This is a genomic window from Amycolatopsis sp. NPDC088138, from assembly GCF_044741685.1.
Taxonomy (GTDB): Bacteria; Actinomycetota; Actinomycetes; order Mycobacteriales; family Pseudonocardiaceae; genus Amycolatopsis.
This window is the reverse complement of the sequence record NZ_JBIUTB010000006.1, coordinates 360,141-386,894: the sequence shown is the minus strand read 5'-3', so window position 1 is coordinate 386,894 and position 26,754 is coordinate 360,141. Positions and strand designations below refer to the sequence as shown.

The 26,754-nt window shown below is 71.1% G+C and carries 27 protein-coding genes; 17 read left to right on the top strand and 10 right to left on the bottom strand.

Features of this window, described 5'->3' with window-relative positions:
• Positions 1–41 precede the first annotated feature (41 nt).
• On the top strand, positions 42–1,679 hold the full coding sequence (locus ACIOD2_RS33560) for a PucR family transcriptional regulator (RefSeq protein ID WP_400547261.1): 1,638 nt from the start codon (positions 42–44) through the stop codon (positions 1,677–1,679).
• A 28-nt stretch (positions 1,680–1,707) separates the two neighbouring features.
• Entirely contained in the window at positions 1,708–2,070 is a 363-nt protein-coding gene (locus ACIOD2_RS33555; RefSeq protein WP_400547258.1) for an SSI family serine proteinase inhibitor, read from the top strand.
• A gap of 93 nt (positions 2,071–2,163) precedes the next feature.
• Here the strand turns inward: ACIOD2_RS33555 and ACIOD2_RS33550 are convergent, their stop codons facing one another.
• The 3 genes from ACIOD2_RS33550 to ACIOD2_RS33540 form a co-directional block, all read right to left on the bottom strand.
• Complete coding sequence (locus ACIOD2_RS33550; protein WP_400548870.1) at positions 2,164–3,597, bottom strand: DUF4153 domain-containing protein; 1,434 nt, start codon at positions 3,595–3,597, stop codon at positions 2,164–2,166.
• 480 nt (positions 3,598–4,077) lie between these two features.
• Entirely contained in the window at positions 4,078–5,094 is a 1,017-nt protein-coding gene (locus tag ACIOD2_RS33545; protein ID WP_400547255.1) for an ATP-binding protein, read from the bottom strand.
• Positions 5,091–5,786, bottom strand: a complete 696-nt coding sequence (locus tag ACIOD2_RS33540) for a response regulator transcription factor (protein ID WP_400547252.1) — start codon at positions 5,784–5,786, stop codon at positions 5,091–5,093. Before ACIOD2_RS33540 ends, ACIOD2_RS33545 begins: the two co-directional genes overlap by 4 nt.
• A 220-nt stretch (positions 5,787–6,006) precedes the next feature.
• Between ACIOD2_RS33540 and ACIOD2_RS33535 the strand changes: the two genes are divergently transcribed.
• The 6 genes from ACIOD2_RS33535 (at position 6,007) to ACIOD2_RS33510 (ending at position 13,522) form a co-directional block, all read left to right on the top strand.
• Positions 6,007–7,560, top strand: coding sequence for an NCS1 family nucleobase:cation symporter-1 (locus ACIOD2_RS33535; protein ID WP_400547249.1), 1,554 nt, complete (start codon positions 6,007–6,009; stop codon positions 7,558–7,560).
• A 10-nt stretch (positions 7,561–7,570) separates the two neighbouring features.
• Positions 7,571–8,353 carry a nitrilase-related carbon-nitrogen hydrolase gene (locus tag ACIOD2_RS33530; RefSeq protein ID WP_323336108.1) on the top strand — a complete coding sequence of 261 codons (783 nt, stop codon included), beginning with the start codon at positions 7,571–7,573 and terminating at the stop codon, positions 8,351–8,353.
• The gene (gene hydA, locus ACIOD2_RS33525) at positions 8,353–9,735 is read left to right on the top strand and encodes a dihydropyrimidinase (RefSeq protein ID WP_400547246.1); all 1,383 of its coding nucleotides are present in this window, start codon (positions 8,353–8,355) and stop codon (positions 9,733–9,735) included. The genes ACIOD2_RS33530 and hydA overlap by 1 nt, the downstream gene beginning before the upstream one ends.
• A gap of 10 nt (positions 9,736–9,745) precedes the next feature.
• On the top strand, positions 9,746–10,744 hold the full coding sequence (locus tag ACIOD2_RS33520) for a TIGR03842 family LLM class F420-dependent oxidoreductase (protein WP_400547244.1): 999 nt from the start codon (positions 9,746–9,748) through the stop codon (positions 10,742–10,744).
• Positions 10,745–10,815: 71 nt separating this feature from the next.
• Positions 10,816–12,270, top strand: a complete 1,455-nt coding sequence (locus tag ACIOD2_RS33515; RefSeq protein WP_400547241.1) for an alpha/beta hydrolase — start codon at positions 10,816–10,818, stop codon at positions 12,268–12,270.
• A 91-nt stretch (positions 12,271–12,361) separates the two neighbouring features.
• Positions 12,362–13,522, top strand: a complete 1,161-nt coding sequence (locus ACIOD2_RS33510; RefSeq protein ID WP_400547238.1) for a type I restriction endonuclease — start codon at positions 12,362–12,364, stop codon at positions 13,520–13,522.
• Here the strand turns inward: ACIOD2_RS33510 and ACIOD2_RS33505 are convergent.
• From ACIOD2_RS33505 to ACIOD2_RS33490, 4 genes are read right to left on the bottom strand one after another with little or no spacing between them, the layout of a single operon-like run.
• Entirely contained in the window at positions 13,501–14,727 is a 1,227-nt protein-coding gene (locus ACIOD2_RS33505) for a serine hydrolase domain-containing protein (RefSeq protein WP_400547235.1), read from the bottom strand. The genes ACIOD2_RS33510 and ACIOD2_RS33505 overlap by 22 nt on opposite strands.
• A 9-nt stretch (positions 14,728–14,736) precedes the next feature.
• The gene (locus tag ACIOD2_RS33500) at positions 14,737–15,549 is read right to left on the bottom strand and encodes a siderophore-interacting protein (RefSeq protein WP_400547232.1); all 813 of its coding nucleotides are present in this window, start codon (positions 15,547–15,549) and stop codon (positions 14,737–14,739) included.
• A 42-nt stretch (positions 15,550–15,591) separates the two neighbouring features.
• Positions 15,592–15,951 carry a hypothetical protein gene (locus ACIOD2_RS33495; protein WP_400547229.1) on the bottom strand — a complete coding sequence of 120 codons (360 nt, stop codon included), beginning with the start codon at positions 15,949–15,951 and terminating at the stop codon, positions 15,592–15,594.
• Positions 15,948–16,364: an SgcJ/EcaC family oxidoreductase gene (locus ACIOD2_RS33490; protein WP_400547226.1), complete on the bottom strand. Its 417-nt coding sequence runs from the start codon at positions 16,362–16,364 to the stop codon at positions 15,948–15,950. The genes ACIOD2_RS33495 and ACIOD2_RS33490 overlap by 4 nt, the downstream gene beginning before the upstream one ends.
• Positions 16,365–16,461: 97 nt before the next feature.
• Between ACIOD2_RS33490 and ACIOD2_RS33485 the strand changes: the two genes are divergently transcribed.
• Positions 16,462–17,169 (top strand): TetR/AcrR family transcriptional regulator, encoded by a 708-nt coding sequence (locus tag ACIOD2_RS33485; protein WP_400547223.1) that lies wholly within the window; start codon positions 16,462–16,464, stop codon positions 17,167–17,169.
• A 3-nt stretch (positions 17,170–17,172) separates the two neighbouring features.
• Here ACIOD2_RS33485 and ACIOD2_RS33480 read toward each other — a convergent pair whose 3' ends face one another.
• The 3 genes from ACIOD2_RS33480 to ACIOD2_RS33470 all read right to left on the bottom strand — a co-directional run bounded on the left by ACIOD2_RS33480 (position 17,173) and on the right by ACIOD2_RS33470 (position 20,319).
• Positions 17,173–18,093, bottom strand: coding sequence for an NADP-dependent oxidoreductase (locus ACIOD2_RS33480; protein WP_400547221.1), 921 nt, complete (start codon positions 18,091–18,093; stop codon positions 17,173–17,175).
• A gap of 528 nt (positions 18,094–18,621) precedes the next feature.
• A complete protein-coding gene (gene hemW, locus ACIOD2_RS33475; RefSeq protein ID WP_400547218.1) occupies positions 18,622–19,854 on the bottom strand; it encodes a radical SAM family heme chaperone HemW in 1,233 nt (410 codons plus the stop codon).
• Positions 19,855–19,902: 48 nt separating this feature from the next.
• On the bottom strand, positions 19,903–20,319 hold the full coding sequence (locus ACIOD2_RS33470; protein ID WP_400547215.1) for a VOC family protein: 417 nt from the start codon (positions 20,317–20,319) through the stop codon (positions 19,903–19,905).
• A 79-nt stretch (positions 20,320–20,398) separates the two neighbouring features.
• On the opposite strand from ACIOD2_RS33470, the gene ACIOD2_RS33465 reads away from it, so the two are divergent.
• From ACIOD2_RS33465 to ACIOD2_RS33430, 8 genes are all read left to right on the top strand, one after another.
• A complete protein-coding gene (locus tag ACIOD2_RS33465) occupies positions 20,399–20,971 on the top strand; it encodes a TetR/AcrR family transcriptional regulator (protein ID WP_400547212.1) in 573 nt (190 codons plus the stop codon).
• 40 nt (positions 20,972–21,011) lie between these two features.
• Entirely contained in the window at positions 21,012–21,122 is a 111-nt protein-coding gene (locus tag ACIOD2_RS33460; RefSeq protein ID WP_392761022.1) for a putative leader peptide, read from the top strand.
• Between the two features lie 100 nt (positions 21,123–21,222).
• Positions 21,223–22,917 (top strand): nitrite/sulfite reductase, encoded by a 1,695-nt coding sequence (locus ACIOD2_RS33455; protein WP_400547208.1) that lies wholly within the window; start codon positions 21,223–21,225, stop codon positions 22,915–22,917.
• On the top strand, positions 22,914–23,069 hold the full coding sequence (locus ACIOD2_RS33450) for an Insertion element protein (RefSeq protein ID WP_323335927.1): 156 nt from the start codon (positions 22,914–22,916) through the stop codon (positions 23,067–23,069). The genes ACIOD2_RS33455 and ACIOD2_RS33450 overlap by 4 nt, the downstream gene beginning before the upstream one ends.
• The gene (locus ACIOD2_RS33445; RefSeq protein WP_400547204.1) at positions 23,066–23,761 is read left to right on the top strand and encodes a phosphoadenylyl-sulfate reductase; all 696 of its coding nucleotides are present in this window, start codon (positions 23,066–23,068) and stop codon (positions 23,759–23,761) included. The genes ACIOD2_RS33450 and ACIOD2_RS33445 overlap by 4 nt, the downstream gene beginning before the upstream one ends.
• Positions 23,762–23,780: 19 nt before the next feature.
• Positions 23,781–24,701: a sulfate adenylyltransferase subunit CysD gene (gene cysD, locus ACIOD2_RS33440; RefSeq protein ID WP_328451114.1), complete on the top strand. Its 921-nt coding sequence runs from the start codon at positions 23,781–23,783 to the stop codon at positions 24,699–24,701.
• Positions 24,701–25,963: a sulfate adenylyltransferase subunit 1 gene (locus ACIOD2_RS33435; RefSeq protein ID WP_400547200.1), complete on the top strand. Its 1,263-nt coding sequence runs from the start codon at positions 24,701–24,703 to the stop codon at positions 25,961–25,963. The genes cysD and ACIOD2_RS33435 overlap by 1 nt, the downstream gene beginning before the upstream one ends.
• On the top strand, positions 25,960–26,703 hold the full coding sequence (locus tag ACIOD2_RS33430) for a sirohydrochlorin chelatase (protein WP_400547197.1): 744 nt from the start codon (positions 25,960–25,962) through the stop codon (positions 26,701–26,703). The genes ACIOD2_RS33435 and ACIOD2_RS33430 overlap by 4 nt, the downstream gene beginning before the upstream one ends.
• Positions 26,704–26,754 lie beyond the last annotated feature (51 nt).

The following is a 26,754-nucleotide window of genomic DNA, read 5'->3' as shown; positions in this document are numbered from 1 at the left end:
GCCGTACAGTCTGTCCCTGCCGATCATGCCGGGGAGGTTCCGTGTACCCGACCGTCGCCGACGTGCTCGCGCTGCCGGTGCTGCGCCAGGGCCGCCCGCACGTCGTCGCGGGAGCGGCCGGGCTGGACGCGCCCGTGCGCTGGGCGCACGTCGCCGAGGTCGCCGACATCGCGCACCTGCTGCGCGGCGGCGAGCTGGTGCTGACCACCGGTGTCGCACTGCCCGACGACGGCCCGTCGCTGGCCCGCTACGTCGCGGACCTGGCCGGGGTCGGCGCCGCGGGTGTGGTGATCGAGCTGGTCCGGCACTGGAGCGACAAGCTGCCCGCGGCCCTGGTCGAGGCCGCCGACCGGCACGGGTTCCCGCTGGTCACGCTCTCGCGCGAGACGCGGTTCGTGAGCGTCACCGAGGCGGTCAACGGCCAGATCGTCGACGCCCAGGTCGCCGAGCTGCGCGCCGCCGAGCGCGTCCACGAGACGTTCACCGCGCTGACGGTCGCGGGTGCCGAACCCGGCGTCGTGCTGGGCGAGGTCGCGCGGCTCACCGAGCAGCCGGTGGTGCTGGAGACGCTCTCGCACGAGGTGCTCGCCTACGACGCGGCCGGCACGGACCCGGCCGAGCTGCTCACCGGCTGGCCCGCGCGGTCGCGGGTGGTCCAGGTCGGCGAGCGCACCGGTTACCACGCGGGCGCGGGCTGGCTGGTCACCGTCGTCGGCGCGCGCGGCCACGACTGGGCGCGGCTGATCGTCGTGTGCGCCGAGCAGCCGCCGCACCGCCACCGCGTGGTCGCCGAGCGGGCGGCATCCGCGCTGGCCGTGCACCGCCTGGTCGCGAAGGACTCCGACGGCCTCGAGCGGCAGGCCCACCGCGCGGTGCTCGGCGAGCTGCTGACCTCGCCCGCGCCGTCGGCGGAGCTGCTGGCCAGGGCGTCCGCGCTGGCCGTGCCGCTGACCGGGCGGCAGCTGGTCGGGGTGGCCGTGCGGCCGCGGCTGACCGGCACCTCGCGCCAGGCGTTGTCGACCCCGCCGGTGCTGCGCGAGCTGGCCGAGGCGACGGCGCTGGCCGCGCGCCGCGCGAAGGTGTCGGCGCTGGTGGCGACCGACGACACCGGCGTCCGGGCGCTGATCGCGCTGTCCCCCGAGGCGAACGCCGACGCGGTGCTGCAGCGGCTCGCCACCGACGTCCACGACGCTCGCTCGAGCGCGCCGGGTGTGCTCGCCGTCGGCACCACCGTGCTGTCACCCGCCGAAGCGGGCCGGACGCTGCTGGAGGCCGGGCAGGTCGCGGCCGCCGCGCTGGGCGCGGGGGCGGAGCGGGTGCTGCACCGGCTGTCCGACGTCCGGCTGCGCGGCCTGCTGCACCTGCTTTCCGGGGACGAGCGGGTCGCCGCCTTCGCGACCCGTGAGCTGGGGCCGCTGCTGCAGCGGGACGCCGCGTCGGGCAGCCGGCTCGTGCAGGCGTTGCGGCACTACTGCGAGCAGGGCGGCAACAAGTCGGCGGCGGCCGCGGCGGCGCACACGTCGAGGACGGCGTACTACCAGCAGCTCGCCCGGATCGAGCAGGTCCTGGGCGTCCGGCTGGAGGAGCCGGAGTCGATGCTCTCGCTCTACGTCGCGCTGCTGGCGCTGGACCTCACCCGGACGAGCGAAGAAGACTCACCCGGACGTGCAGCACAGTGATCGACTTCGGCCTGCCGATGAGACCGATATGGCCTTACTCCCGGTTGCCGCCTGCCTGCTGAGCCTGACCCGCCTCGCGCCCGCGCCGCCGCCGGCGTCGACCCTGCAGCTGACCAGCCACGACAGCGGCGGCCGGATCGGCTCGGTCGTGCTGACCTGCGAGCCGTCGGGCGGCACGCACCCGAAGCGCGAGCGCGCCTGCGCCGTGCTCCAGGGCGTGAACGGCGACTTCACCCGGATCACCGCGCGGCACCAGGCGTGCACGCTGATCTACGCCCCGGTGGACGTCACGGCCGTCGGCACCTGGCGCGGCAGGCCGGCGTCGTACCGCACGACCTACGCCAACCGCTGCGAAGCCGACCGCGACTCCGACGGCGTCTTCGCCTTCTGACGGGTTTCGCGCGCGGGAGCCGCCGGACCGCCCCCACGACGGCCCGGTGGCTCCCGCTCGACGTAGTGACCACGCGCGAGCGGCCCGTTCGGTTCAGCCGCAGCGGCCGAGGGGGACGTCACGGGCGGTGGCACGGCTGAGGTTCCAGGCGGGCCAGCCGTCCTGGGTGTCGCCGGCCAGGACCTGCCGCAGCACGCACGAGCGGAGCGGCTCGGAAAGCCGTGCGGACACGACCGGGACGACGTCCGCGGAGAACCCGCCGAGGTACCCGTGGTCGAGGGGCTTCCCGGCGTCGGCGCGGTCGAGGTTGGCGCCGGCGATGAGGCGTTCCGGATCGAGGACGGCGAGGACCAGCAGCGCGGCGGCGGCCGTCCCGATCGCGGCGCGCGGCAGCCACGTCGAGCGCAGCTTGACCAGGGAGGCGCCCACCAGCACGAAAACCGCGCCGAACCAGAACTCGCAGACCTCGACCAGCAGGCGGAGCACGGTGAAGCCGTAGGCCTGCTGGTAAGTCCACATGCGACTCAACGCCGACCCGACGAGCACCAGGCTCAGTACGCTGAGCGCCCCCAGCAGGACACGCTGGCGGAGGCGGTCGGCCTTCGTGACGTCCGGTGCCCAGCGCAGCGCGGCGGCGACGATGGCCAGGGTCAGCACGGTGACCGCGCAGAGCTGCCAGAAGCCGCCGCGGGCGTACTCGGCCGCGGTCAAGCCGTTGGTGCGCAGGACGTACTCGGTGCCGCCGAACAGCACGACCAGCCGGACCCCGACCCAGACGCTGAAGATCAGTACGAGAACCACGAGCGGGACCGTCCACTCCAGACCGTACTTGCTCTGATGTGGACGGTCCGCCGTCGCCCGAGGCGGTGGTGCGGCGAGGAAGTAGCACGCCCCGGCGACGAGCAGCGCGGCGACGGCGAAGACGAGGCACCACCGCACGACGGTCCCGAAACTGAGCTCGGGGATCATCGCCTCGACGAGCACGGCGAAGTCGGGATCGGCGCTGGCCAGCAGCGGCACGAAGACGGCGACGAGCACGGCGGCGGCCAGCACGGCGAGCGCGATCCGACGCGCGACGCCGTCCCGCCGCGCGGTGAACTTCCCGATCCCCCGGCCGGCCCACGGAATCGCCCGCAGGGCTTCGAGCGGGACGGCGAAGACGTCGTAGAGCACGGTGTGGACGGTCCGTTTCCCCACGACCGCGAGCGACCCGGTGAAGACGGCGGCCAGCACGCAGAGGACGAACAGCCACCCGGACGCCCGGATGGCCCCCATGCTCAGCAGCGCGAGGGAGAGCGCGGCCCACCCGGCGTTCCCCCAGGTGAGAGCGCCCTTCTGCCCGTCCCGCGCCCGCCGGTCGGCGACCACGACGGCCCCGGCGACGGCCACCCCGGTGAGCAACCACCCGATGCCGGGCCGGTCGACGGGCAGCAGGAGCGCACCGACCACCCCGGCGACGGCGGCGGCCGGCAGCACCGCAGGCGGAAGAGGAACAACAGCGGACTTGGGCGGCGGCAACGGCCGCATCACCACGGGCGGCGCGGCCACGGCCACCCCACCGCCCGGGATCCCCGGCCCAGCCACCCCGGCCCCCGCCCCGGACCGCGCCGGGCCGGCTCCTCGACCTCCCGCCTCCTCGGCTTCCCACACCCCGGCAGCACCACCGCTTTCCCCGGCGGCAGCATCCCCTCCGAACCGCACCGCGCGAGCCCGCCGCCCGACCGCACCACCCGCTTCCCCAGCAGCCGACTCCCCTTCGGACCGCAGCGCGCCGGACCCCCGCCCGACCGCACCACCTCCCGCCGCGGCCGGATCCGCGTTCTCCGGCACCCGGGACGCGGCAGTCCGCTTCCCCCGCGGTACCCCACCACCCACACTGGACTTCGGCATTTCGCCTGCTTTCTCGAAGGTCGCGTTCACGTTCGCAAATGTCACTCGCCAGGCGCTCCCCAGGGTCGTGAGTGGGAAACCGGGTCAGAACACCGTTTCCCACTCACGACACCGGCATCAGCTCGTCGGGAGGCTCACCCGGATCCGGCCGCCGGTGCCTTCGACGGGCTCGACCACGCCGATCGTCCCGCCGTGCAGCTCCACCGCCCACCGCGCGATCGCCAGGCCCAGCCCGGTGCCGCCGCCCGTCGGGCGCTCGCCGCGCGTGAAGCGCTCGAACACCCGCGTGCGGTCGGCCGGGGCGATGCCCGGGCCCTCGTCGCACACCTCGATGCGCACCTCGCCGACCCGCAGCTCCGCGACGACCCGCACCACACCGCCGGCCGGGCCGTGGCGGGCCGCGTTCTCCAGCAGGTTCGCCACCACCTGGAACAGCCGCCCGCGGTCGGCCGTCACCACCGCGTCCGCCGGGGACACCGACACCTCGAAGCTCACCCCGCGCACCAGCGCGGCCTCGGAAACCGCCTCCGACAGCAGCGAAGACAGGGAGAACGAGGTCTTGTGCAGCGGAATCGCCCCCGCGTCCAGCCGCGACAGGTCCAGCAGCTCCTCGACCAGCGTCGCCAGCCGTTCGGTCTGCTGCAACGCCGTCTTCAACGTCGCCGGATCCGGCTCCTCGACGCCGTCCACGAGGTTCTCCAGCACCCCGCCCAGCGCCGTGATCGGCGTCCGCAGCTCGTGCGAGACGTTCGCGATCAGCTCGCGCCGCTGCCGGTCGGCGTCGCCGAGGTCACCCGCCATCAGGTTGAACGCCTGCGCGAGCTCACCCACCTCGTCGCGCGTGGTGGCGCGGACGCGGCGGGTGTAGTCGCCCTTCGCCATCGCCCGCACCGCGCCCGTCATCTCGCGCAGCGGCCGGGTCATCCCGTGCGCCAGCACCTGCGAGAGCACCAGCGCCAGCACCACCGCGGTGATCGTCGTCTTCGGCGGCAGCCAGCCGATCTGCCAGTTGAAGAACGCGAAGGCGACGCCGCCGGAGGCCACCATCAGGATCGCCAGCTTCAGCTTGATCGACCGGACGCGGTCGAGCGGCCGCGGCAGCAGCTCGGCGACCTTCACGACGACCCGCTTCACGATCCCGCCTCCAGCGCGTAGCCGACGCCGTGCACGGTGCGGATCAGGTCCGCGCCGAGCTTCCGGCGCAACGCCTTGATGTGGCTGTCGACGGCCCGGGTGCCCGCGGACGTGCCGTGGACGTCCCAGTCCCACACCTCCGACAGCAGCCGTTCCCGCGGCTGCACCGACCGCGGCCGCCGTGCGAAGTGCACGAGCAGGTCGAACTCGATCGGCGTCAGCTGCGCCGCCACCCCCGCCCGGGCGACCCGCCGCTGGTCGACGTCGATCTCGAGGTCACCGAGCACGATCCGGGTACCCGTCCCGCCGGACGCCGACCGTTCGACCCGGCGCAGCAGCGCGTGCACCCGGGCGGTCAGCACCCGCATCGAGAACGGCTTGGTGAGGTAGTCGTCGGCGCCGACACCCAGCCCGACCAGCATGTCCGTCTCGTCGGCGCGCGCGGTCAGCATCAGCACCGGCACCGGACGCCTGCCCTGGATCCGGCGGCAGACCTCCAGGCCGTCGAAGCCCGGGAGCATGACGTCCAGCACCACCAGGTCCGGCTCCCAGGACGCCTCGGCTTCGACGGCGGCCGGCCCGTCGTGGGCGACCTCCACGGTGAACCCCTCGGCCCGCAGCCGCGCCACGATCGACGCGGCGATCGTGACGTCGTCCTCGACGACCAGCACCCGCCGCCCACCCAGTTCCATGGCGCCGACTCTAGGCACCGGAGGTGGAGACGGTTCGCGCGAAGTGTGGAGATCCTGTGAAGACGTTTCATGCGCTTTGCCGGAATGTGACCACTGGTCGTGTGACGCAGGTCATGCACTCCGGCGGCCGTTCGCGCAATCGACAGTCTGCACTCCTAGCCGTCGAAGAGTGAACACTCTGCCGTTGCCCCCGCCGCGGGCGGACGCGCAGGATTCCGCAATGGCGCCGACACCCGCAGACCAGCGCGTGCACGACGACGGCCGGGTCGAGCTCGACCCGGGTGACGTCGGGTCTCTCGAAGGCAGCCGGTTCTTCAACGACGAACTGGCACCCGTCCCCGTGGCGAAACGAACCTGGACCACCTACAACTACTTCGCGCTCTGGATGGGGATGGCCCACAACATCCCCAGCTACGCCCTGGCCGCGTCGCTGATCGCGCTCGGCATGAACTGGGTGCAGGCGCTGATCACCATCACCATCGGCAACCTGGTCGTGCTGGCGCCGATGCTGCTCAACAGCCACGCCGGCACGAAGTACGGCATCCCGTTCCCGGTGTTCGCCCGCGCCTTCTACGGCATGCGCGGCGCCAACCTGGCCGCTTTGCTGCGGGCGTTCATCGCCTGCGGCTGGTTCGGCATCCAGACCTGGGTCGGCGGCGAAGCCATCTACGTCATCCTCGGCCGCCTGCTCGGCTCGGGGTGGCGGGACGCGCCGGAGATCGCCGGGCAGCACTGGACGCTCTGGCTGTCGTTCGTGGTGTTCTGGATCGGCCAGATGCTGATCATCTGGCGCGGCATGGACGCGGTCCGCCGGTTCGAGAACTGGACCGCGCCGCTGGTGTCGGTCGGCTTCCTGATCATGCTCGGGTACGTGCTGGTCAAGGCGGGCGGGCTCGGCCCGATCCTGGCCGACGGCGGCAAGCTCGGCTGGGGCCCGGACTTCTGGAAGGTGTTCGCGCCGTCGCTGATGGCGATGATCGCGTTCTGGTCGACGCTCTCCCTCAACATGCCGGACTTCACGCGCTTCGGCGGCAGCCAGCGCAAGCAGGTCCGCGGCCAGATCCTCGGCCTGCCGACGACGATGACGTTCATCGCGATCGTCGCCATCCTGACCACGTCGGGCGGGCACGTGCTCTACGGCGAGGACATCTGGGACCCGGCGCAGCTGGCCGACAAGTTCACCAGCCCCGTCGTGGTCGTCGTCGCGCTGGTCGCGCTGGTGCTCGCGACGATCTCGGCGAACCTCGCGGCCAACGTCGTCAGCCCGTCCTACGACTTCTCCAACGCCTTCCCGAAGAAGATCACCTTCGCGGTCGGCGGCGGGATCACCGGTGTCATCGGCATCCTGATCCAGCCGTGGCGCCTCTACTCCGACCCGGACATCTACATCTTCGCGTGGCTCGGCTTCTACGGCGGCCTGCTCGGCGCGGTCGCCGGCGTGCTCGTCGCCGGGTACTGGGTGATCGCCCGCACGAAGCTCAAGCTGAAGGACCTCTACACACCCGATGGGGTGTATTGGTTCAGCGGCGGCTGGAACTGGCGCGCGCTGGTCGCCACGCTGGTGGGAGCCGTTCTCTCGGTCGGCGGTGCCTATGGCGGGCCGTTCCCCGACGGCGGGCTGATCCCGTTCCTCAAGCCGCTTTACGACTACAACTGGGTGGTCGGCTTCGTCGGCGCGTTCGTCGTCTTCGCCGCCCTGTCCGCGTCATCGAACAAGGAGGAAGCAAGTGAGCGTCGTCCGAGCCGGATTGATCCAGCAGCGGTGGACGGGTGACAAGGAGTCCATGATCAAGGCGGCGGTCGACCACATCGCCTCCGCCGCCTCGCAGGGCGCCCAGGTCGTCTGCCTGCAGGAACTGTTCTACGGCCCCTACTTCTGCCAGGTGCAGGACACCGAGTTCTACTCCTACACCGAGGGCATCCCGGACGGGCCGACGACCAAGCTCATGCAGGAGGTCGCCGAGCGCCACGGCGTGGTGCTGATCGTGCCGATGTACGAGGTCGAGCAGCCCGGCGTCTACTACAACACCGCCGCGGTGATCGACGCCGACGGCACGTACCTCGGCAAGCACCGCAAGAACCACATCCCGCAGGTCAAGGGCTTCTGGGAGAAGTTCTACTTCCGGCCCGGGAACCTGGGTTACCCGGTGTTCGACACCGCCGTGGGCCGCATCGGCGTCTACATCTGCTACGAGCGGCACTTCCCGGAGGGCTGGCGCGCGCTGGGCCTGGCCGGGGCGAAGATCGTGTTCAACCCGTCGGCGACCAGCCGCGGCCTGTCGCAGTACCTGTGGAAGCTGGAGCAGCCGGCGGCCGCGGTGGCGAACGAGTACTTCGTCGGAGCGATCAACCGCGTCGGCGTGGAACCCTTGGGAGAGAACGACTTCTACGGCCAGACCTACTTCGCCGACCCGCGAGGCCAGCTGATCGGCGACGCCGCGTCCGACACCGACGACGAGGTCGTCATTCGCGACCTCGACATGACGCTGATCGACGAGGTCCGGGACCTGTGGGCGTTCTACCGCGACCGCCGGCCGGACACCTACGGCCCCCTCACGGAGGCCTGATGACCACCCTGATCAAGGGCGGCCAGGTCGTTTCGCCGTCGGGTGCGCTCCTGGCGGACGTGCTGGTGGACGGCGAGACCATCGCCGCCGTCGGCGCGCCCGGCACGCTGTCCGGCGACGAGACGATCGACGCCACCGGCAAGTACGTGCTGCCCGGCGGCATCGACGCGCACACGCACATGGAGATGCCGTTCGGCGGCACGCACTCCGTCGATACGTTCTCGACCGGCACCACGGCCGCGGCCTGGGGCGGCACGACGACGATCATCGACTTCGCCGTGCAGGCCAAGGGGACGTCCCTGCTGTCCACGATGGACAAGTGGCACTCCAAAGCGGACGGCAACTGCGCGATCGACTACGGCTTCCACATGATCGTCTCCGACGTCAACGACCAGTCGCTGAAGGAGATGGAGGCCTGCGTCGACGCCGGGGTCGGCAGTTTCAAGATGTTCATGGCCTACCCGGGCGTGTTCTACTCGACCGACGGCGAAATCCTGCTGGCCATGCAGAAGGCGCGCGAGATCGGCGCCACGATCATGATGCACGCCGAGAACGGCATCGCGATCGACCAGCTGGCCGCGCAGGCCGTGGCCGCCGGGAACACCGACCCGGTGCAGCACGGCCTGACCCGGCCGCCGGAGCTGGAGGGCGAGGCGACGTCACGGGCGATCCAGCTCGCGAAGGTCACCGGCTCGCCGCTCTACATCGTGCACCTCTCGGCGTCGCAAGCGCTTGCGGCCGTGGCCGAAGCGCGCAACGACGGCCAAAACGTATTCGCCGAGACGTGCCCGCAGTACCTCTACCTGTCCATCGAGGACCTGGCGAAGCCGGACTTCGAGGGCGCGAAGTACGTCGCGTCGCCGCCGCTGCGGGAGAAGTCGCACCAGGCCGACCTCTGGCGCGGGCTGCGGACGAACGACCTGTCCGTGGTGTCCACCGACCACTGCCCGTTCTGCTTCAAGGACCAGAAGGAGCTGGGCCGCGGCGACTTCCGGGCGATCCCGAACGGCATGCCCGGGGTCGAGCACCGGATGGACCTGCTGCACCAGGGCGTCGTCGCGGGTGAGCTGACGCTCGGGCGCTGGGTCGAGACGTGCTCGGCGACGCCGGCGCGGATGTTCGGGCTGTACCCGCGCAAGGGCGTGATCGCCGCGGGTTCGGACGCCGACATCGTCGTCTACGACCCCGAGGCGACCCAGACCCTGTCGGCCGAGACGCACCACATGAACGTGGACTACTCGGCGTACGAAGGGTTCGAGCTGACCGGCCGGGTGCACACGGTGCTGTCTCGTGGGCGGGTCGTGGTGTCGCCTTCCGGTTTCTCGGGAAGCACTTCGCACGGCAAGTTCCTGTCCCGCTCGCTGAACCAGTACCTGAACTGAGGAGCGGCCGATGGACTTCGGGATCGTGCTGCAGACGGACCCGCCCGCGCGGGACGTCGTGCGGCTGATGAAGGACGCCGAGGACGCCGGGTTCCGCTACGGCTGGACGTTCGACTCCTGCGTGCTGTGGCAGGAGCCGTTCGTCATCTACTCGGCGATCCTGGCCGCGACGTCGTCGCTGGTGGTCGGGCCGATGGTGACCAGCCCGGGCACCCGCGACTGGTCGGTGATGGCCTCGACGTTCGCCACGCTCAACGACATGTACGGCAACCGGACGGTCTGCGGCATCGGCCGCGGCGACTCCGCGCACCGGGTCGTCGGGAATCCACCGTCCACTTTGGCCACCGTGCGCGACTGCATGCACGTGGTGAAGGAGCTCGCCGAGGGGCGGGCGGTCGAGATGAACGACACGACCGTGCAGATCCCGTGGATCCGCAACGGCCGGCTCGAGATGTGGATGGCCGGGTACGGGCCGAAGGCGCTGAAGACGGTCGGCGAGCACGCCGACGGCTTCATCCTGCAGTGCGCGGACCCGGCGATCGCGCGCTGGACGATCGGCGCGGTGCGGGACGCGGCGCGGGCGGCCGGGCGCGACCCGGGCGGCATCACGATCTGCGTCGCGGCTCCGGCGTACGTCGGTGACGACCTGGCGCACCAGCGCGAGCAGCTGCGCTGGTTCGGCGGGATGGTCGGCAACCACGTCGCGGACCTGGTCGCGCGGTACGGCTCGTCCGGTGCGGTGCCGAAGGAGCTGACCGACTACATCCGCGAGCGGGAGGGTTACGACTACAGCCACCACGGCAAGGCAGGCAACCCGTCGACGGAGTTCGTCCCGGACGAGATCGTCGACCGCTTCTGCCTGCTGGGCCCGGCGTCGGCGCACGTTTCCCGGCTGCAGGAGCTGGCCGAGCTGGGCGTGGACCAGTTCTCGCTGTACCTGATGCACGACGACCGCGAGGCGACCCTGGCGTCGTACGGGTCGCAGATCATCCCGAAGCTGACCGCGTAGGGCTCGCCCTACCCCGGTTCCGGGGGTGCGCACCAGCGCGCCCCCGGTCCCGGCGGCGGGACGATCGGCGGATGAAATCTCCGAAACTCCGTGCTGCGCTGGCTCTGGGGGCCGCGGCGGGCGTGGTGGCCTTGAGTGCACCCGCAGCGTCGGCGAGCCCCGCCGGAATCGTCTGGGAACCCTGCCCGGCCGGGTCGCCGAGTGGGTACGACTGCGGCCGCCTCGACGTCCCACTGTCCTATCAGGACCCGTCGGCCGGGACGGCTTCGGTGGCCATCGGCCGCCTCCCCGCCACCGACCAGGCCCACAAGCTGGGCACGATCTTCTACAACCCCGGCGGCCCGGGTTCGTCCGGCCGTTTCGCCCCGGCGTTGACGCCGACGTTGCACGCTCGCTACGACATCGTCGGGATCGACCCGCGCGGCGTCGGGGCGAGTTCGAAGATCCACTGCTTCACGGACCCGTCGCAGATCCAGGTGCTGCAGCGGGCGCTGGGGACGTTCCCGCTTTCCGCGGAAGCCGAGCGGCAGCAGATCGCGGACACGCAGACGGTCACGGACCTGTGCGAGCAGAACGCGGGCCCGCTGGCGAACCACCTGTCGACGGGCACGATCGCCCGCGACCTGGACCGGCTGCGAGCCGCGTTCGGCGAATCGAAGCTGCGTTACTACGGGAAGTCGTACGGCACGTACATCGGCGAGACGTACGCGAACCTGTTCCCCGGCCGCGTCGGCACGCTGGCCCTGGACGCCGTCGACGACCCGTCGCGCTGGGCGACCGGCCCGGGCCCGATGAGCTACCGCCTGGCGGGCTACGTCGACGGCCCGCGAGCCCTCCAGTCCTTTTTGGACGCCTGCGCCGCGCGCTGCACCTTCGACTATTCCGCCATCCTCGATCGCCTGGCCACCGGTCCGATCACGGTGACGGACACCGCGGGCCACCAGGTCGTCGTCACGTACCAGAGTGCGATCGCCCAGATCCACAACTACCTGACGGACGCCCAGGCGGCCCCGCAACTGGCGGCGTTCCTCCAGTCGCTGGCGGACCCATCCTCGCTTGCCCCGGCGGCCGCGGGCGGCCCCCCGGACGTCGACTCGATGCTGGGCGGCGGCGCAACCCTGTGCTCGGACGCGGCAAACCCGCGTGACCCGGCGGTTTGGGCGGGCTACGCCCGCGCGGCCGACCGCATCGGCCGCGGCTTCGGCCCGTACGACGTCTACAAGACCCTGCCGTGCGCCAGCTGGGACGTCACGGACACAGGCCGCTACACAGGCCCCTGGAACCGCCCGACGGCGCCGATCCTGTTGCTCGCGAACAAGCAGGGCGACCTGGAAACCCCGTACGACGGAGCGCAACGAACGGAGAAGCTGCTGGCGAACGCCAGGCTCCTGACCCTGGACACGTACGGCCACGGCTCCCGCGGCAAGAGCGCCTGTGTCGACAAGTCGCTGGACACGTACTTCCTGACGGGCGCGGTACCCGCGCGGGGCACGGTCTGTGCGCCGGACAAGGGCCCGTTCGGCTGACCACCTCGTGAGCGGGCCGTCCGGTCCGTAACAGACCGGACGGCCCCAGCGACTCTGGCGCCGATCAGTTCCCGCAGAGATCGGCACCGGCATGGACATCGCGGAGCGCGCGCAAGCACTCGCCCTGAAGATCCGCAAGCACAAGGACGGCATCGAGACCGAAGAGGCGACCAAGAACGCCTTCGTGATGCCGTTCATCAGCACCGTGCTCGGTTACGACGTGTTCAACCCGGCCGAGGTGATCCCCGAGTTCACCGCCGACGTGGGCACCAAGCGGGGCGAGAAGATCGACTACGCGATCGTGCACAACGGGCAGGTGCAGGTCCTCGTCGAGGCGAAGAAGATCAACGACCCGCTCCGGATCGAGCACGCGTCGCAGCTCTTCCGCTACTTCGCCGTCACGAACGCGCGGATCGCCGTCCTGACGAACGGGCAGGTCTACCAGTTCTACACCGACCTCGACGCGCCGAACCGGATGGACGCGAAACCGTTCCTGGTCATGGACTTCTCGGACATCGACGAGACCCTCCTGCCCGAACTGGCGAAGCTCACGAAGGAGGACTTCGACCTCGACTCGGTCATCAGCGCGGCCGGCGAGCTGAAGTACATCGGGCAGCTCAAGCGCATCCTCGCGGCGCAGTTCAAGGAGCCGGAGGACGAGTGGGTGAAGTTCCTGACCACGCGGGTCTACGAAGGGGCGTTCACCCAGCGCGTGCGCGAGCAGTTCGGCCCGCTGGTGACCAAGGCGACCCGCCAGTTCCTGAACGAGCAGGTCAACGACCGCCTGAAGAACGCGCTCGGCGGCCCCGACGCCTACGTCAGCGTCTCGGGTGGCACCGCAGCGCAGCCGGAGCAGCCCGAAACGCCACCGCCCGCCGAGACCGACAACGCCGAACGCGTGGTCACCACCGAGGAGGAACTCGAGGGCTACCGGATCGTCCGCGCGATCGTCTGCGGCGAGGTGCCGGCCGCGAGGGTCGCCGCGCGCGACACCAAGACGTACTTCGGCGTGCTGCTCGACGACAACAACCGCAAGCCCATCGCCCGGCTGTGGTTCAACCGCTCGAAGAAGTACCTCGGCGTCTTCGACGAGAACAAGGCCGAAACCCGCATCCCGATCACGAGCGTGGAAGAGATCTACGCCCACGCCGACCACCTGCGGCGCACGGTGGCGCGGTACGTGGCCGCACCACCGGCCGCCATCGAAGGCGTCGAAGGACTCGAAGAGCCTCAGTCCACCAGTGCTTGGTAAACCAGCTGCCGCAGCTGGGGCCGCAGCCGATAGGTGCTCGACGGCAGCAGCTGTGTGTAGAACCCGACCGTGATGTCCTCCTCCGGATCCACCCAGAACGCGGTGGAAGCCGCGCCGCCCCAGGCGAACTCGCCGGCCGACGAGATCGTGCGGGCCTTCACCGGGTCCTCCAGCACCGAGAAGCCGAGACCGAAACCGTGGCCGTCAAAGGGCATCTCGGCGAACAGCGGGCGGCCGTACGCCTCCAGGTCCACGTGGCCCGGCAGGTGGTTGCTCGCCATCAGCGACACCGTGCGGGGAGACAGCAGCCGGACGTCGTCCAGCACGCCGCCGTTCAGCAGCATCTCCGTGAAACGCCAGTAGTCCGCGGCCGACGACACCAGACCGCCGCCGCCCGAAAGGCACGACGGGCGGGACTTGCCCAAGGAGCCGAACGCGTCGTTGCGTGCGATGCCGCCGGTGGCGGGGTCCGGGATGTACAGCGCGGCCAGGCGATCGGTGTCGGTCGTGAAGAAGCCCGTGTCCGTCATGCCCAGCGGGCCGAAGATGCGGGAGGCGAAGAACTCGTCCAGCGACTGCCCCGACACCACCTCGACGACGCGGCCGAGGACGTCCGTCGCGATCGAGTAGTTCCACTCCGCGCCGGGCTGGAACAGCAGCGGGAGCGAAGCCCACTGCTCGGAGCACGCGGCCAGATCCAGGCCCGGCGGCGTGCCCCACTCGAAGCCGGCCGCGCGGTAGATCGCGTCCACCGGGTGGCCGTGGTGGAAGCCGTACGTCAGGCCCGCCGTGTGCGTCAGCAGGTGCCACACCCGGATCGGGCCCGTCGCCGGTTCGGTCAGCGGCTTGAGCGCCGAACCCTTGACGTACACCCGCGGCGACGCGAACTCCGGCAGCCACTGGGAGATCGGGTCGTCCAGCTCGAGCAGGCCCTCCTCGGCGAGGATCATCGCGGCGACCGACGTGATCGGCTTGGTCATCGAGAAGATCCGCCAGAGCGTGTCCGGCTCGACCGGCAGCCCGGCCTCGACGTCCCGCTGCCCGCCGCTGCCGACGTGCACCAGCTTGCCGTGCCGGCTCACCACCGCGAGCCAGCCCGGCAACCGTCCATTGTCGACATACCGGGCGAAGTGGTCGTCGATCCGCTTCAGCCGCGCCGCGTCGAAGCCGGCCTCGGCCGGATCGACGTCCACCTTGAGTTCCATGCAGCGAGGTTACTTCTCCCGCGCGCGCTCGGCCGCTTTCTCTTCGCGCCAGGCTTCGTCGTCCTTGCCGACGCGCCAGTAGCCGGAGATCGACAGCAGCTCGCGCCGCACGCCGCGCTCGTCGAGCAGGTACCGGCGCAGCTCACGGACGAAGCCCGCCTCACCGTGCACGAACGCCTGGACGACGCCCTCTCGCCACGGCAGCGCCCGCACCGCCGAGGCGACGTCGCCGCCCGCCGCGCGGTGCAGCCAGGTGATCTGCGCGTCCGCCTTCGTGACCAGCGCCTGCTCTTCGCTCTCGTCCTCGACCAGGATCACGGCCTGCGCCGGGACGCCGGGCGGGAGCGCTTCGAGCGACGCCGCGATGGCCGGCAGGGCACTCTCGTCACCTGCCAGGAGGTGCCAGTCGGCCTCCGCGCCCGGCGCGTACGCCCCGCCCGGACCCGACAGCAGCAGCTCGTCGCCCGGCTTCGCCGCGGCCGCCCACGGGCCGGCGATGCCCTCGTCACCGTGGTGGACGAAGTCGAAGACCAGCTCGCCGGCCTGCGGGTCGAACCCCCGCACGGTGTAGGACCGCATCCGCGGCCACTGCTCGCGCGGCAGGGTGGCCCGGATCTCCTGGACGTCGAACGGCTCCGGGTACGCGACGCCGGGCACCTTGAACAGCACCTTCACGTAGGCGTCGGTGAACGCGTTGGCCGCGAAGTCCTTGATGCCGTCACCACCGGCGACGATCCGGATCATGTGCGGGGTGAGACGCTCGGTGCGCAGCACACGCAGCTTCACCGCGGGCCGTCCGGACCGGCGGGGCGCTTCGGCCATCGGCCATCTCCTTGCTCAGTACTAAGGCTTGCCTAACTCACCCTACGCGCCGGATCGCACCCCCGGCCAGTCCGGGCGGTCCAGCTCCGCCAGCAACCCGGCGAATCCGGCCGCCACCTTTTCGCGGTACCCCAGGAAGAACCGGTTGGCCAGCGGGACACCCCAGCGCCCCCACTCGGCCGCGTTGACCACCCGGTGCTCGACGCGCGCCCCGGCCGGATCGGCGGTCACGCGGTACTCGCCGCGGTACCACCAGCCGCCCTGCACGGCGACAAAACCGCGATCGGCGTCGACGTCCATGCGCATCGGGTACCCGCCCGAGGTCAGCCACACACGCAGCCGCTCGAACACCTCACCCGGCGGCCGGGGAACCACCCCGGCCGCCTCCGCAAGCGTTTTCACCCGCGCGGATCCGAGACGCGGGTGTTCTGGAACGCCGTGATCAGCCACTCGCCGTCGTCCTCGACCAGCACGAAGCTGACCGTGGATTCGCGGCCCGCGTCAGTTGTCTCACCCCCGGCGAGCGAGGAGCCACCGCCCACCACGGCGACGGCGACGTCCGGGCGGACGAACCGCACCTTGGTCTCGGCGCCGAGGTTCCCGGTCAGCTTCGAACCCTTCAACGGCCCTTCGAAGAGCGCGCGGTGCCCGTTCTCGATCGCGGCGCGACCGGGCATGTTCAGTCCAAAGAAGGTGATGTAGTCCGCGTCCTCGGTGAAGAGGCGGCCGTACGCGGTGGCGTCGCCGTCGTTCCAGGCCCGCGTGAGCCGGTCGAGCACGGCGCGGACGTCGGTTTCTGCGGTGATCGTGGTCATGAGCTCCCCTTGTCGAACGCTGTTCGTCTTACGAACACCGTTCTACATACGAACGCCGTTCGCGTCAAGTACAGTGTTCGTGAACAAGGAGGTGTTCGTGACCGTTCCCCCGCCGCCGTGGCGCCGCGCCCCGCGCCGCCGCGCCGCGAAGCCCGCGCTCTCGCAAGAGCTCGTCGTGAAGACGGCGCTGGAGATCCTGGCGAAGGAGGGTTTCGACGCGGTGACCATGCGCCGGGTCGCGCAGGAGCTGGAGACGGGACCCGCGTCGCTCTACGCGCACGTGTCGAACAAGGACGAGCTGGCGGAGCTGATGCTCGACGCCGTCCTGGGCGGCCTGCCGCTGCCGGAGCCCGATCCGGCGCGCTGGGACGAGCAGGTGAAGGACCTGGTGCACGCGCAGATCGACGCGATGGTCGCGCACCCGGGCATCGCGCGGGTGGCGTGGAACATCGCGGTGCCGGTCAACCCCAGCTCACTGCACCAGGGCGAAGCGATGCTCAAGCTGCTGCGCGCGGGCGGGCTGGATCTCAAGCAGGCGAGCTTCGCCGGTGACGCGCTTTCGCTCTACGCCAAGGCGTACGCGTACGAAGCGAGTGGCTGGACGTGGGGTGAGATCGACGCCGACGACGTCTCCGAGCGCGGCGAGCAGATGCTGGCGTACATGCGGTCGCTGCCCGCCGACGCCTTCCCGAACATGCTGCGGATGGGCGAGTTCTTCACCGAGGAGACCGCCACCGAGCGGCTGGACTTCGCGCTCGACGTGTTCCTGGCCGGCCTGAAGGTGGTCGCGGCCAGGAACACGTGAGGGTCAGGGAACCAGGACGATCTTGCCGCGCGTGTGGCGCTGGGCCAGCTCGCGGTAGGCGTCCTGCACCTCGGCCAGCGGGTACACGCTCGCGACGGGGACCTCCAGCAGGCCCTTGGCGATCAGGGTCGCCAGCTCGCGCAGGACGTCCGCCGTCGACGCGGCCGCGCTGCCCTCGGCCTTGACGTTGTACTTCCCGGCCGCGGCGAAGTCGATGATCGTGTTGATCCGGCCCGCGTACACCCCGAGCCGCAGCGCCAAGTCGACGTAACCGTCGCCGTAGGTGTCGATGAACGCGTGGACGCCGTCCGGCGCGGCCTTCTCGATCCGCTCCTCGACGCCCTCGCCGTACTCGACCGGCACGACGTCGAGCTCGCGCAGCCACGCGTGGTTCGCTTCGCTCGCGAGGCCGATCACGGTGGCACCGGACAGCTTCGCCAGCTGGACGGCCAGCGAGCCGACACCGCCCGCGGCCCCCGAGACGACGACCGTCTCGCCTTCGCGCGGGTACACCGCGCGCACCGCGGCGTAGGCCGTGGCACCGGCGACGTACAGCGAACCGGCCGCCTCCCACGACACGCCGTCGGGGCGCGGCGTCAGGTTCTCCGCCGGCGCCACGACGAACTCCGCCTGGCTGGACCGGGTGTGGACGAACCCGATGACCTCGTCGCCGACCTCGATCTCCTCGACGCCTTCGCCGAGTTCGGCGACCACGCCCGCGAAGTCACTGCCCTGGCCCGATGGGAAGGTCGCCGGCCAGCGGTCGTGCAGCAGGCCGCGTCTGATCGAGATCTCTCCCGGGTTGATCCCGGCGGCGCGCACCTCGACGAGCACCTGGCCCGGTCCGGGCGCCGGGCGCGGGACGTCTTCCACCCGCAGGACGTCCACATCGCCGTACTCGCCGAACCTGATCGCGCGCGCCATGGGCCCTCCTCCAACGTCGTTGCTTGATGCAAGTAACGACGTGGGCCGGAGATTTATGCCCGGGACCGGCTTATCCAGCAAGCCGGCGGACGACACCGTCGGCCGGCAGGCGTCCAGTTCGTCGGCGACGGTGAACGACCGGGACCGCACGGCCCACCACGTCCGCCACATCGCGAGTGAACTCGACACCCGGGCCGGCCAGGTCGATCACGTCGCGGTCCCAGGCGCTCATTTCCACGATCCGCCACCGGCCGGACAACGCACCGCCTCAGCCCGCGAGCCGTCGGCCGGCAGGCGTCCGCCGGTACTCACCCACCGCGTGTCCGGTTCATCGGCCACGGTGAACGACTCGGCACCAGGCCGGCCATCCCGGTCAGCCGGGTGGCCGCCCAGCAGGCCGTCGACGGCGACGAACTCGAACCGACCTGCCTGTTCCGAACCCGAGGAAACCCGAACCGGCCACGTCGATCGCGTCACGACCCGAGGCACTCATTCCACGATCCGCCACCGGCCGGACAACGCACCGCCTCAGCCCGCGAGCCGGCGGACGACACCGTCGGCCAGCAGGCGTCCGCGGTCGGTCAGCACCGCGCGGCCGCGGGAGTCCAAAGCGGACGGGTCGAGCAGGCCCTCGGCCGCCGCCGCGCGGGCTTCGGCCAGGCCCGGCGCGTCCAGGACGTCGAGCGGAAGTCCTTCGGCGACGCGGAGTTCGAGCATGATCCGTTCGAGGTGCTGGTCGTCGTCGGTGAGCACCTCACGCCCGCCCGCGGGCGAGTCGCCCGCCGCCAGCAGCGCGGCGTAGCGCGCCGGGTGCTTGACGTTCCACCAGCGCACCCCGCCGACGTGGCTGTGCGCGCCGGGACCGGCGCCCCACCAGTCGTCACCGCGCCAGTAGCCGAGGTTGTGGCGGCAGCGGGCGGCGTCGGAGGCGGCCCAGTTCGACACCTCGTACCAGCTCAGCCCGGCCGCCGACAGGGTCGCGTCGATCATCTCGTAGTCCGCGGCCAGCACGTCGTCGTCCGGCGCCGGCAGCTCACCGCGGCGCACCCGGCGGGCCAGCGCCGTGCCCTCCTCGACGATCAGCGCGTACGCCGAAACGTGGTCGACCCCGGCGGCCAGCACGGCCTCCAGGGTCGCCCGCAGATCCTCGCTCCGCTCGCCGGGCGTGCCGTAGATCACGTCCAGGTTCACGTGCTCGAACCCGGCCGCGCGCGCCTCGGCGGCGGCCTTCACCGGACGCCCCGGCGTGTGCACGCGGTCGAGGATCTTGAGCACGTGCTGCGCCGCGGACTGCATGCCCAGCGACACCCGCGTGTAGCCCGCCTCCCGGATACCGGCGAAGAACTCCGGCGACGTCGACTCCGGGTTCGACTCGGTCGTCACCTCGGCGCCGGGCGCCAGGCCGAAGACGTCGCGGACGGCGTCGAGCACCGACTTCAGGCCGTCCGCGCCGAGCAGCGACGGCGTGCCGCCGCCCACGAAGACCGTCTCGGCGGCGGGCGGCACGACCAGCACGCGCGCGGCCAGCTCCAGCTCGCGGCGCAGGCCTTCCAGCCACGACTCCGGCGACGAGCCGGAGTCCAGCTCACCCGCGGTGTAGGTGTTGAAGTCGCAGTAGCCGCAGCGGGTCGCGCAGAACGGGACGTGCACGTAGACGCCGAAAGCTCTGCTGCCGAGGCCCTTCAGCGCGCTTTCCGGCAACGCCGGGTCGATCGGTGTGGCGGGGTCGGGACGCAGCACGGGCACTCTCCGATTGTCCACCCCGCCACGGCCGTACCCCCGCCGAGGGCCCGTTCGAGTTAACGGCGCTTACGACGCCGGGATGTTCGCCGCCGCCCACTCCGGATCGACCGGGATCATCTCGATGACGTCGAGCAGCACGCCGTTCGGGTCCGCGACGTAGAAGTGCCGCTGCCCGTAGACCTCGTCGACGACCGGCGTCACCAGCTCGACGCCGGCCTCGGTCAAGCGCCGGGCCTCCGCCGCGGCGTCCTCGACGACGAGCCCGAACATCAGCCCCGACGTCTCCCGCGCCCGATAGCCGTCCGGAACGGACTCGTGCCCGCGCTGCACGAAGCTGATCTCATACCCGGGTGCCCCGGCGTTGACGCTGGCGAACCAGTCGAGCTCGACCGTGACGGCCAGCCCGACGACGTCCGCGTAGAAGCGGGTGGTCGCGGCGACGTCGTCGACCAGGTACCCCGCTCCGAACCCCTTGACCTGCATCCCCAGACCCTCTCGTTCAAACCACTGTGTTCGTAGTACTCTAACCGTAGTGGTTTGAATCGGGCAAGGAGGATTTCGCGTGAGGCAGAACACCGAACGGCGGACCGCGCTCACCGACGCGGCCGTCGAGGTGCTGGCCCGGGACGGCGCCCGCGGGCTCACCTACCGCGCGGTGGACACCGAGGCCGGGGTCCCGCCGGGGACGACGTCGAACTACTTCCGCGACCGCGACCAGCTGCTGGCCGAGGCCGGCGAACGGGTGCACGTCCGGCTCGCGGCGGCCGACGAGGTCATGGCCGACCCGCACTCGGAACCGCCGTCGGCCGGCCGGGTCACCGCGCTGCTCGGCGACCTGATGACCCGGCTGACCACCCGCCGCAGCGCCTACCTCGCGCTGCTGGAGCTGCGGCTCGAGGCGAACCGGCGGCCGGAGCTGGCGGCGGCGCTCACCGCGACCGTGCGCGAGAGCTTCGAGATCAGCGTCGGCTTCCACGAAGCGGCCGGGCTGCCCGGCGGGCGTGACGAGGTCCTGTTGCTCTATCTGGCCCTGACCGGGCTGACCGTCGAGCGGTTGACACTGCCCGAGGCGTTCTCCGGCTACTCGGACGCGCAGGTGGTGGCCCTGCTGATCGACCGCATTCTCCCTGGCTAGTGACCCTTCTCCCACCATCCGGGCACCGCTGGACCACATTGTGGACGCGTGGCACGCTGAGCGCGTGACTTCTGCCGGTGTTCTCCTCGTGGCGCGCCGCCACGTCGACCTCCTGCGGGTCGCCAGTGCCCTCTGCGTGCCCGTTCGCTGACTGCGTCGCCACCACCTGCCACGAATTCTGGACAGCGGCGCCGGAGGGGATGGTCTTCGCGTCCTCCGGTGCCACGAAAAGCCTCTCGGAGGACGCCCCCATGGCCTCGCCCACGCGTGACACCCCCGCCCGCCCCGCGCGCGTCAAGCAGAAGCGCGGCGAAGGGCAGTGGGCGCTCGGTTACCGGGAGCCGCTGAACCCGAACGAGCGGTCCAAGAAGGACGACAACCCGCTGAACGTGCGGGCGCGGATCGAGACCATCTACGCCCACCGCGGGTTCGACGCGATCGACCCGGGTGACCTGCGCGGCCGGTTCCGCTGGTTCGGCCTCTACACCCAGCGCAAGCCCGGCATCGACGGCGGCCGCACCGCCACGCTGGAGCCGGAAGAGCTGGACGACCGCTACTTCATGCTGCGCGTCCGGCTCGACGGCGGCGCGCTGACCACCGAGCAGCTCACCGTGCTCGGTGAGATCTCCCAGACGCACGCGCGGGACACCGCCGACATCACCGACCGGCAGAACATCCAGTACCACTGGATCCAGATCGAGGACGTCCCGACGATCTGGGACAAGCTCGAGAAGTCCGGCATGACCACGATGGAGGCCTGCGGCGACAGCCCGCGCGTCATCCTCGGCTCGCCGGTCGCGGGCATCGCCGCCGACGAGGTGATCGACGGCACGCCGGCGATCGACGAGATCAAGCGCCGCTACATCGGCGACCCGGCGTACTCGAACCTGCCGCGCAAGTTCAAGACGGCCATCTCCGGCCAGTCCGACGTCGCGCACGAGATCCACGACATCGCCTTCGTCGGCGTGAACCACCCCGAGCACGGCCCCGGCTTCGACCTCTGGGTCGGCGGCGGCCTGTCCACCAACCCGATGATCGGCCAGCGCCTCGGCGCCTGGATCCCGCGCGACGAGGTCCCGGACGTCTGGGAAGGCGTCATCTCGATCTTCCGCGACTACGGCTACCGGCGGCTGCGCGCCCGCGCCCGGATCAAGTTCCTGGTCAAGGACTGGGGCGCCGAGAAGTTCCGCCAGGTGCTGCAGGACGAGTACCTCAAGCGCGAGCTGATCGACGGCCCGGCGCCGGAGACGCCCGCGCAGCCGATCGATCACGTCGGCGTGCACCCGCAGGTCGACGGCAAGTTCTACGTCGGCGCGGCGCCGATCGCCGGGCGCGTCTCTGGCGGCACGCTCGTCGCCGTCGCCCAGGCCGCCGAGCGGGCCGGGTCGCAGCGGGTCCGGCTCACGCCGCAGCAGAAGCTCGTCGTGCTCGACGTCCCCGAGGCGCAGGTGCCGGCGCTGCAGGCGGAGCTGGCCACACTGGGCCTCGACACCACGCCGTCGCCGTGGCGGCGCGGGGTGATGGCCTGCACCGGGCTGGAGTTCTGCAAGCTCGCCATCGTCGAGACGAAGGCACGGGCGCAGCAGCTGGTCGCCGACCTCGAGAAGTCGCTCGCCGATATCCAGGCCCAGCTGGACACCCCGGTCAGCGTGCACCTCAACGGCTGCCCCAACTCCTGCGCGCGGATCCAGACCGCGGACATCGGCCTCAAGGGCCAGATCGTCACCGACGCCGACGGCAACCAGGTCGAGGGCTTCCAGGTGCACCTCGGCGGAGGCCTCGGCCTCGACGCCGGGTTCGGGCGGAAGCTGCGCGGCCACAAGGTGACCGCGTCGGAGCTGACCTCGTACGTCGAACGCGTCGTGCGCGCCTACATCGCCGGACGTGAGCCCGGCGAACGGTTCCCGCAATGGGCCGCGCGCGCCGACGAGAGCGTCCTGCAGTGACGAGCACCGAACGCGCCACGCCGTTCTACTGCCCGTACTGCGGCGACGAGGACCTGCGCCCGGAAGAGAACGGCGGCTGGCTGTGTTCCGCCTGTCGCCGGGTCTTCTCGGTGAAGTTCCTCGGACTGTCCCTTCCGGAGGTGTCCCGATGACCGCCACAGCCGACTACAAGACCCTCGCCGAACGCGCTTCGCAGGAGCTCGCGGACGCGACCGCGGACGAGGCGATCCGCTGGACCGTCGACACGTTCGGCGACGACTTCATCGTCGCGTCCAACATGCAGGACGCCGTGCTGATCGACCTCGCCACCAAGGCGAAGTCCGATGTGGACGTTTTGTTCCTGGAGACCGGTTACCACTTCCCGGAGACGATCGGTACGCGCGACGCGGTGCAGGCCGTCTACCCGAACGTGAAGATCGTCAACGCGCAGGCCGAGCAGAGCGTCGCCGAGCAGGACGCCGAGTACGGCGAGAAGCTGCACGACCGCGACCCGACGCTGTGCTGCAACCTGCGCAAGGTCGTGCCGCTGCGCAAGACGCTGGGCAACTACTCGGCGTGGGTCACCGGCGTCCGCCGGGTCGACGCGCCGACCCGCGCGAACACCCCGATCGTCACCTGGGACGACCGCAACGGCCTGGTGAAGATCAACCCGATCGCGGCGTGGACCGACGACGAGTTCAACGGCTACATCCACGAGCACGGGATCCTCGAGAACCCGCTGGTCTCGATCGGTTACCTCTCGATCGGCTGCGCGCCCTGCACGGCCCGGGTGGCGCCGGGCCAGGACCCGCGCAGCGGCCGCTGGGCCGGGCAGAGCAAGACCGAGTGCGGACTGCACGGCTGATGTCAATCACGAGGGACGCATGACGACACTGGAACCCGCGGCCGACGCGGCGCAGGACAACCTGGCCGCGCTCGAATCCGAAGCGATCCACATCTTCCGGGAGGTGGCCGGCGAGTTCGACCGCCCGGTGATCCTGTTCTCCGGCGGCAAGGACTCGACGCTGCTGCTGCACCTGGCGATCAAGGCGTTCTGGCCGGCGCCGGTGCCGTTCCCGCTGCTGCACGTCGACACCGGGCACAACTTCGACGAGGTCATCGAGTTCCGCGACCGCGTCGTCGAGCAGCACGGGCTGCGCCTGGTCGTCGCGAAGGTCCAGGACTGGATCGACGACGGGCGCCTGGAAGAACGCGCCGACGGCATGCGGAACCCGTTGCAGACCACGCCGTTGCTCGACACGATCTCGGAGAACAAGTTCGACGCGGTGTTCGGCGGCGGCCGCCGCGACGAGGAGCGCGCCCGGGCCAAGGAGCGGATCTTCAGCCTCCGCAACGCCTTCGGCCAGTGGGAGCCGCGTCGGCAGCGTCCCGAGCTGTGGAACCTCTACAACGGACGGCACCGCCCGGGCGAGCAGGTCCGCGTCTTCCCGCTGTCGAACTGGACCGAGGCGGACGTCTGGAACTACATCGCCCGCGAGAAGGTCGAGCTGCCGTCGATCTACTACGCGCACCAGCGCGAGGTGTACCTGCGCGACGGCATGTGGCTCGCCGAAGGCCCGTGGGGCGGCCCGCGGCCGGGCGAAGAGGTCACCGAGCGGACCGTGCGCTACCGGACCGTCGGCGACGGCTCGTGCACCGGCGCGATCGAGTCCACCGCGAGCACCGTCGACGAGGTCATCGCCGAGGTGTCCGCCTCGCGGCTCACCGAGCGCGGCGCGACCCGCGCCGACGACCGGATGTCCGAGGCGGCCATGGAAGACCGCAAGCGTGAGGGGTACTTCTGATGTCCAGCCTACTGCGGCTCGCGACGGCGGGCAGCGTCGACGACGGCAAGTCCACGCTCGTCGGGCGCCTGCTCTACGACACGAAGTCCGTGCTGGCCGACCAGCTGGACGCCGTCACGCGCGCGTCCGTCGACAAGGGACTGTCCACACCGGACCTGTCCCTGCTCGTCGACGGCCTGCGCTCGGAGCGGGAGCAGGGCATCACCATCGACGTCGCCTACCGCTACTTCGCGACGCCCAAGCGGTCGTTCGTGCTGGCCGACACGCCGGGGCACGTGCAGTACACGCGCAACACGGTGACCGGCGCCTCCACCGCGCAGCTGGCCGTGCTGCTGGTCGACGCGCGCAAGGGCGTCATCGAGCAGACCCGGCGGCACGCGGCCGTGCTGGCGCTGCTCGGCGTACCGCAGCTCGTGCTGGCGGTGAACAAGATCGACCTCGTCGCCTACGACGAAGCGACGTTCACCGTGATCGCCGAGGAATTCGCCGCGCACGCCGAATCCCTGGGCTACCCGCGGGGTTCGGTGCTCGCGGTCCCGGTGTCGGCGCTGGAGGGCGACAACGTCGCGACGCGCTCCGACCGGACGCCGTGGTACTCCGGCCCGAGCCTGCTGGAGCACCTCGAAGACGTGCCGGTCGCGCCCGACCCGCACGACTCGGCGCTGCGGTTCCCGGTGCAGTACGTCATCCGCCCGCGCACGCCCGAGTACCCGGACTACCGCGGTTACGCGGGCCAGATCGCCGCGGGCACCGTGCGCCCCGGTGACGAGATCGTCGTTCTACCGCAAGGGATCCGCAGCCGCGTCGAGCGGATCGACACCGCCGACGGCCCGCTCGAGGAGGCCGGCTCCGGCACGTCGGTGACGCTGCTGCTGGCCGACGACATCGACATCTCCCGCGGCGACCTGATCGCGGCCGCGGACTCGCCGCCGGAGGTGACCGACGAGATCACCGGCACGCTGTGCTGGCTGTCGTCGAAGCCGCTCAAGCCGGGCGCGCGGGTGCTGGTCAAGCACGGTGCCCGCACGGTGCAGGCGCTCGTCGGCGAGCTGCACGCGCGGTTCGACGAGCAGAAGCTGGCCAGTGTCGCCGCGCCCGGTTCGCTGGAGCTGAACGACATCGGGCTGGTCACCTTGACGCTGGCCGAAGAGCTGAGCGTCGACGACTACGGCGTCAGCCCGCGCACCGGCGCGTTCCTGGTGATCGACCCGAAGGACGGCGACACCCTGGCCGCCGGACTGGTGGGTGAGCGGTTCTCGTGACACCTCCCCTGGTCGCCGTCGCGCACGGCAGCCGCGACCCCCGCTCGGCCGCGACCGTGCGGGCGCTGGTCGACGTCGTCCGCGACCGGGCGCCAGGTCTTTCGGTGCACGAGTCCTTTTTGGACTTGTCGGCGCCGCGGGTGACGGACGTGCTGCGTTCGTTGTACGCGGCCGGGCACCGGACGGCGGTCGTGGTGCCGTTGCTGCTGGGCAGCGCGTTCCACGCCCGGGTCGACCTGCCGGCGCTGGTGTCCGCGGTGACCGCCGAGTGCCCCGGTTTCCGCGTCCGGGTGTCGGACGTGCTCGGCGCGGACCCGGCTTTGGAGGCGGTCGCCCTGGACCGGCTTTCGTCGGCCCCTCGACGTCGCGGCACGGGTGTGCTGCTGAGCGCGGTCGGCTCGTCCAACGCCTCGGCGAACGCCGTCGTGGCCGGTATGGCCGCGCGCTGGGAGTCGCAGCTGGGTCTGCCGGTGAGCGAGGCGTTCGCGTCGGCGACCCAGCCGGACATCCCCGCGGCCGCCGCCCGCCTGCGGGAGCGCGGGGTGAAGCACCTGGTCGTGGCGTCGTGGTTCCTGGCGCCGGGACTGCTGCCGGACCGGATCGCCCGGCTGGCCCGGGAAGCGGACCCGAGCGCGTTCATCGCCGCCCCCCTGGCGGACGACCCGCGCGTCGCGGACGTCGTGATCGGCCGGTACGCCACCGCGGTCACCGAACTGCTCCGCGCCGGAGCCCACGTCTAGGCCACTCTCGGTGGTCCGGAACGATCATCCGCGAAGATCACCACCGCCAAA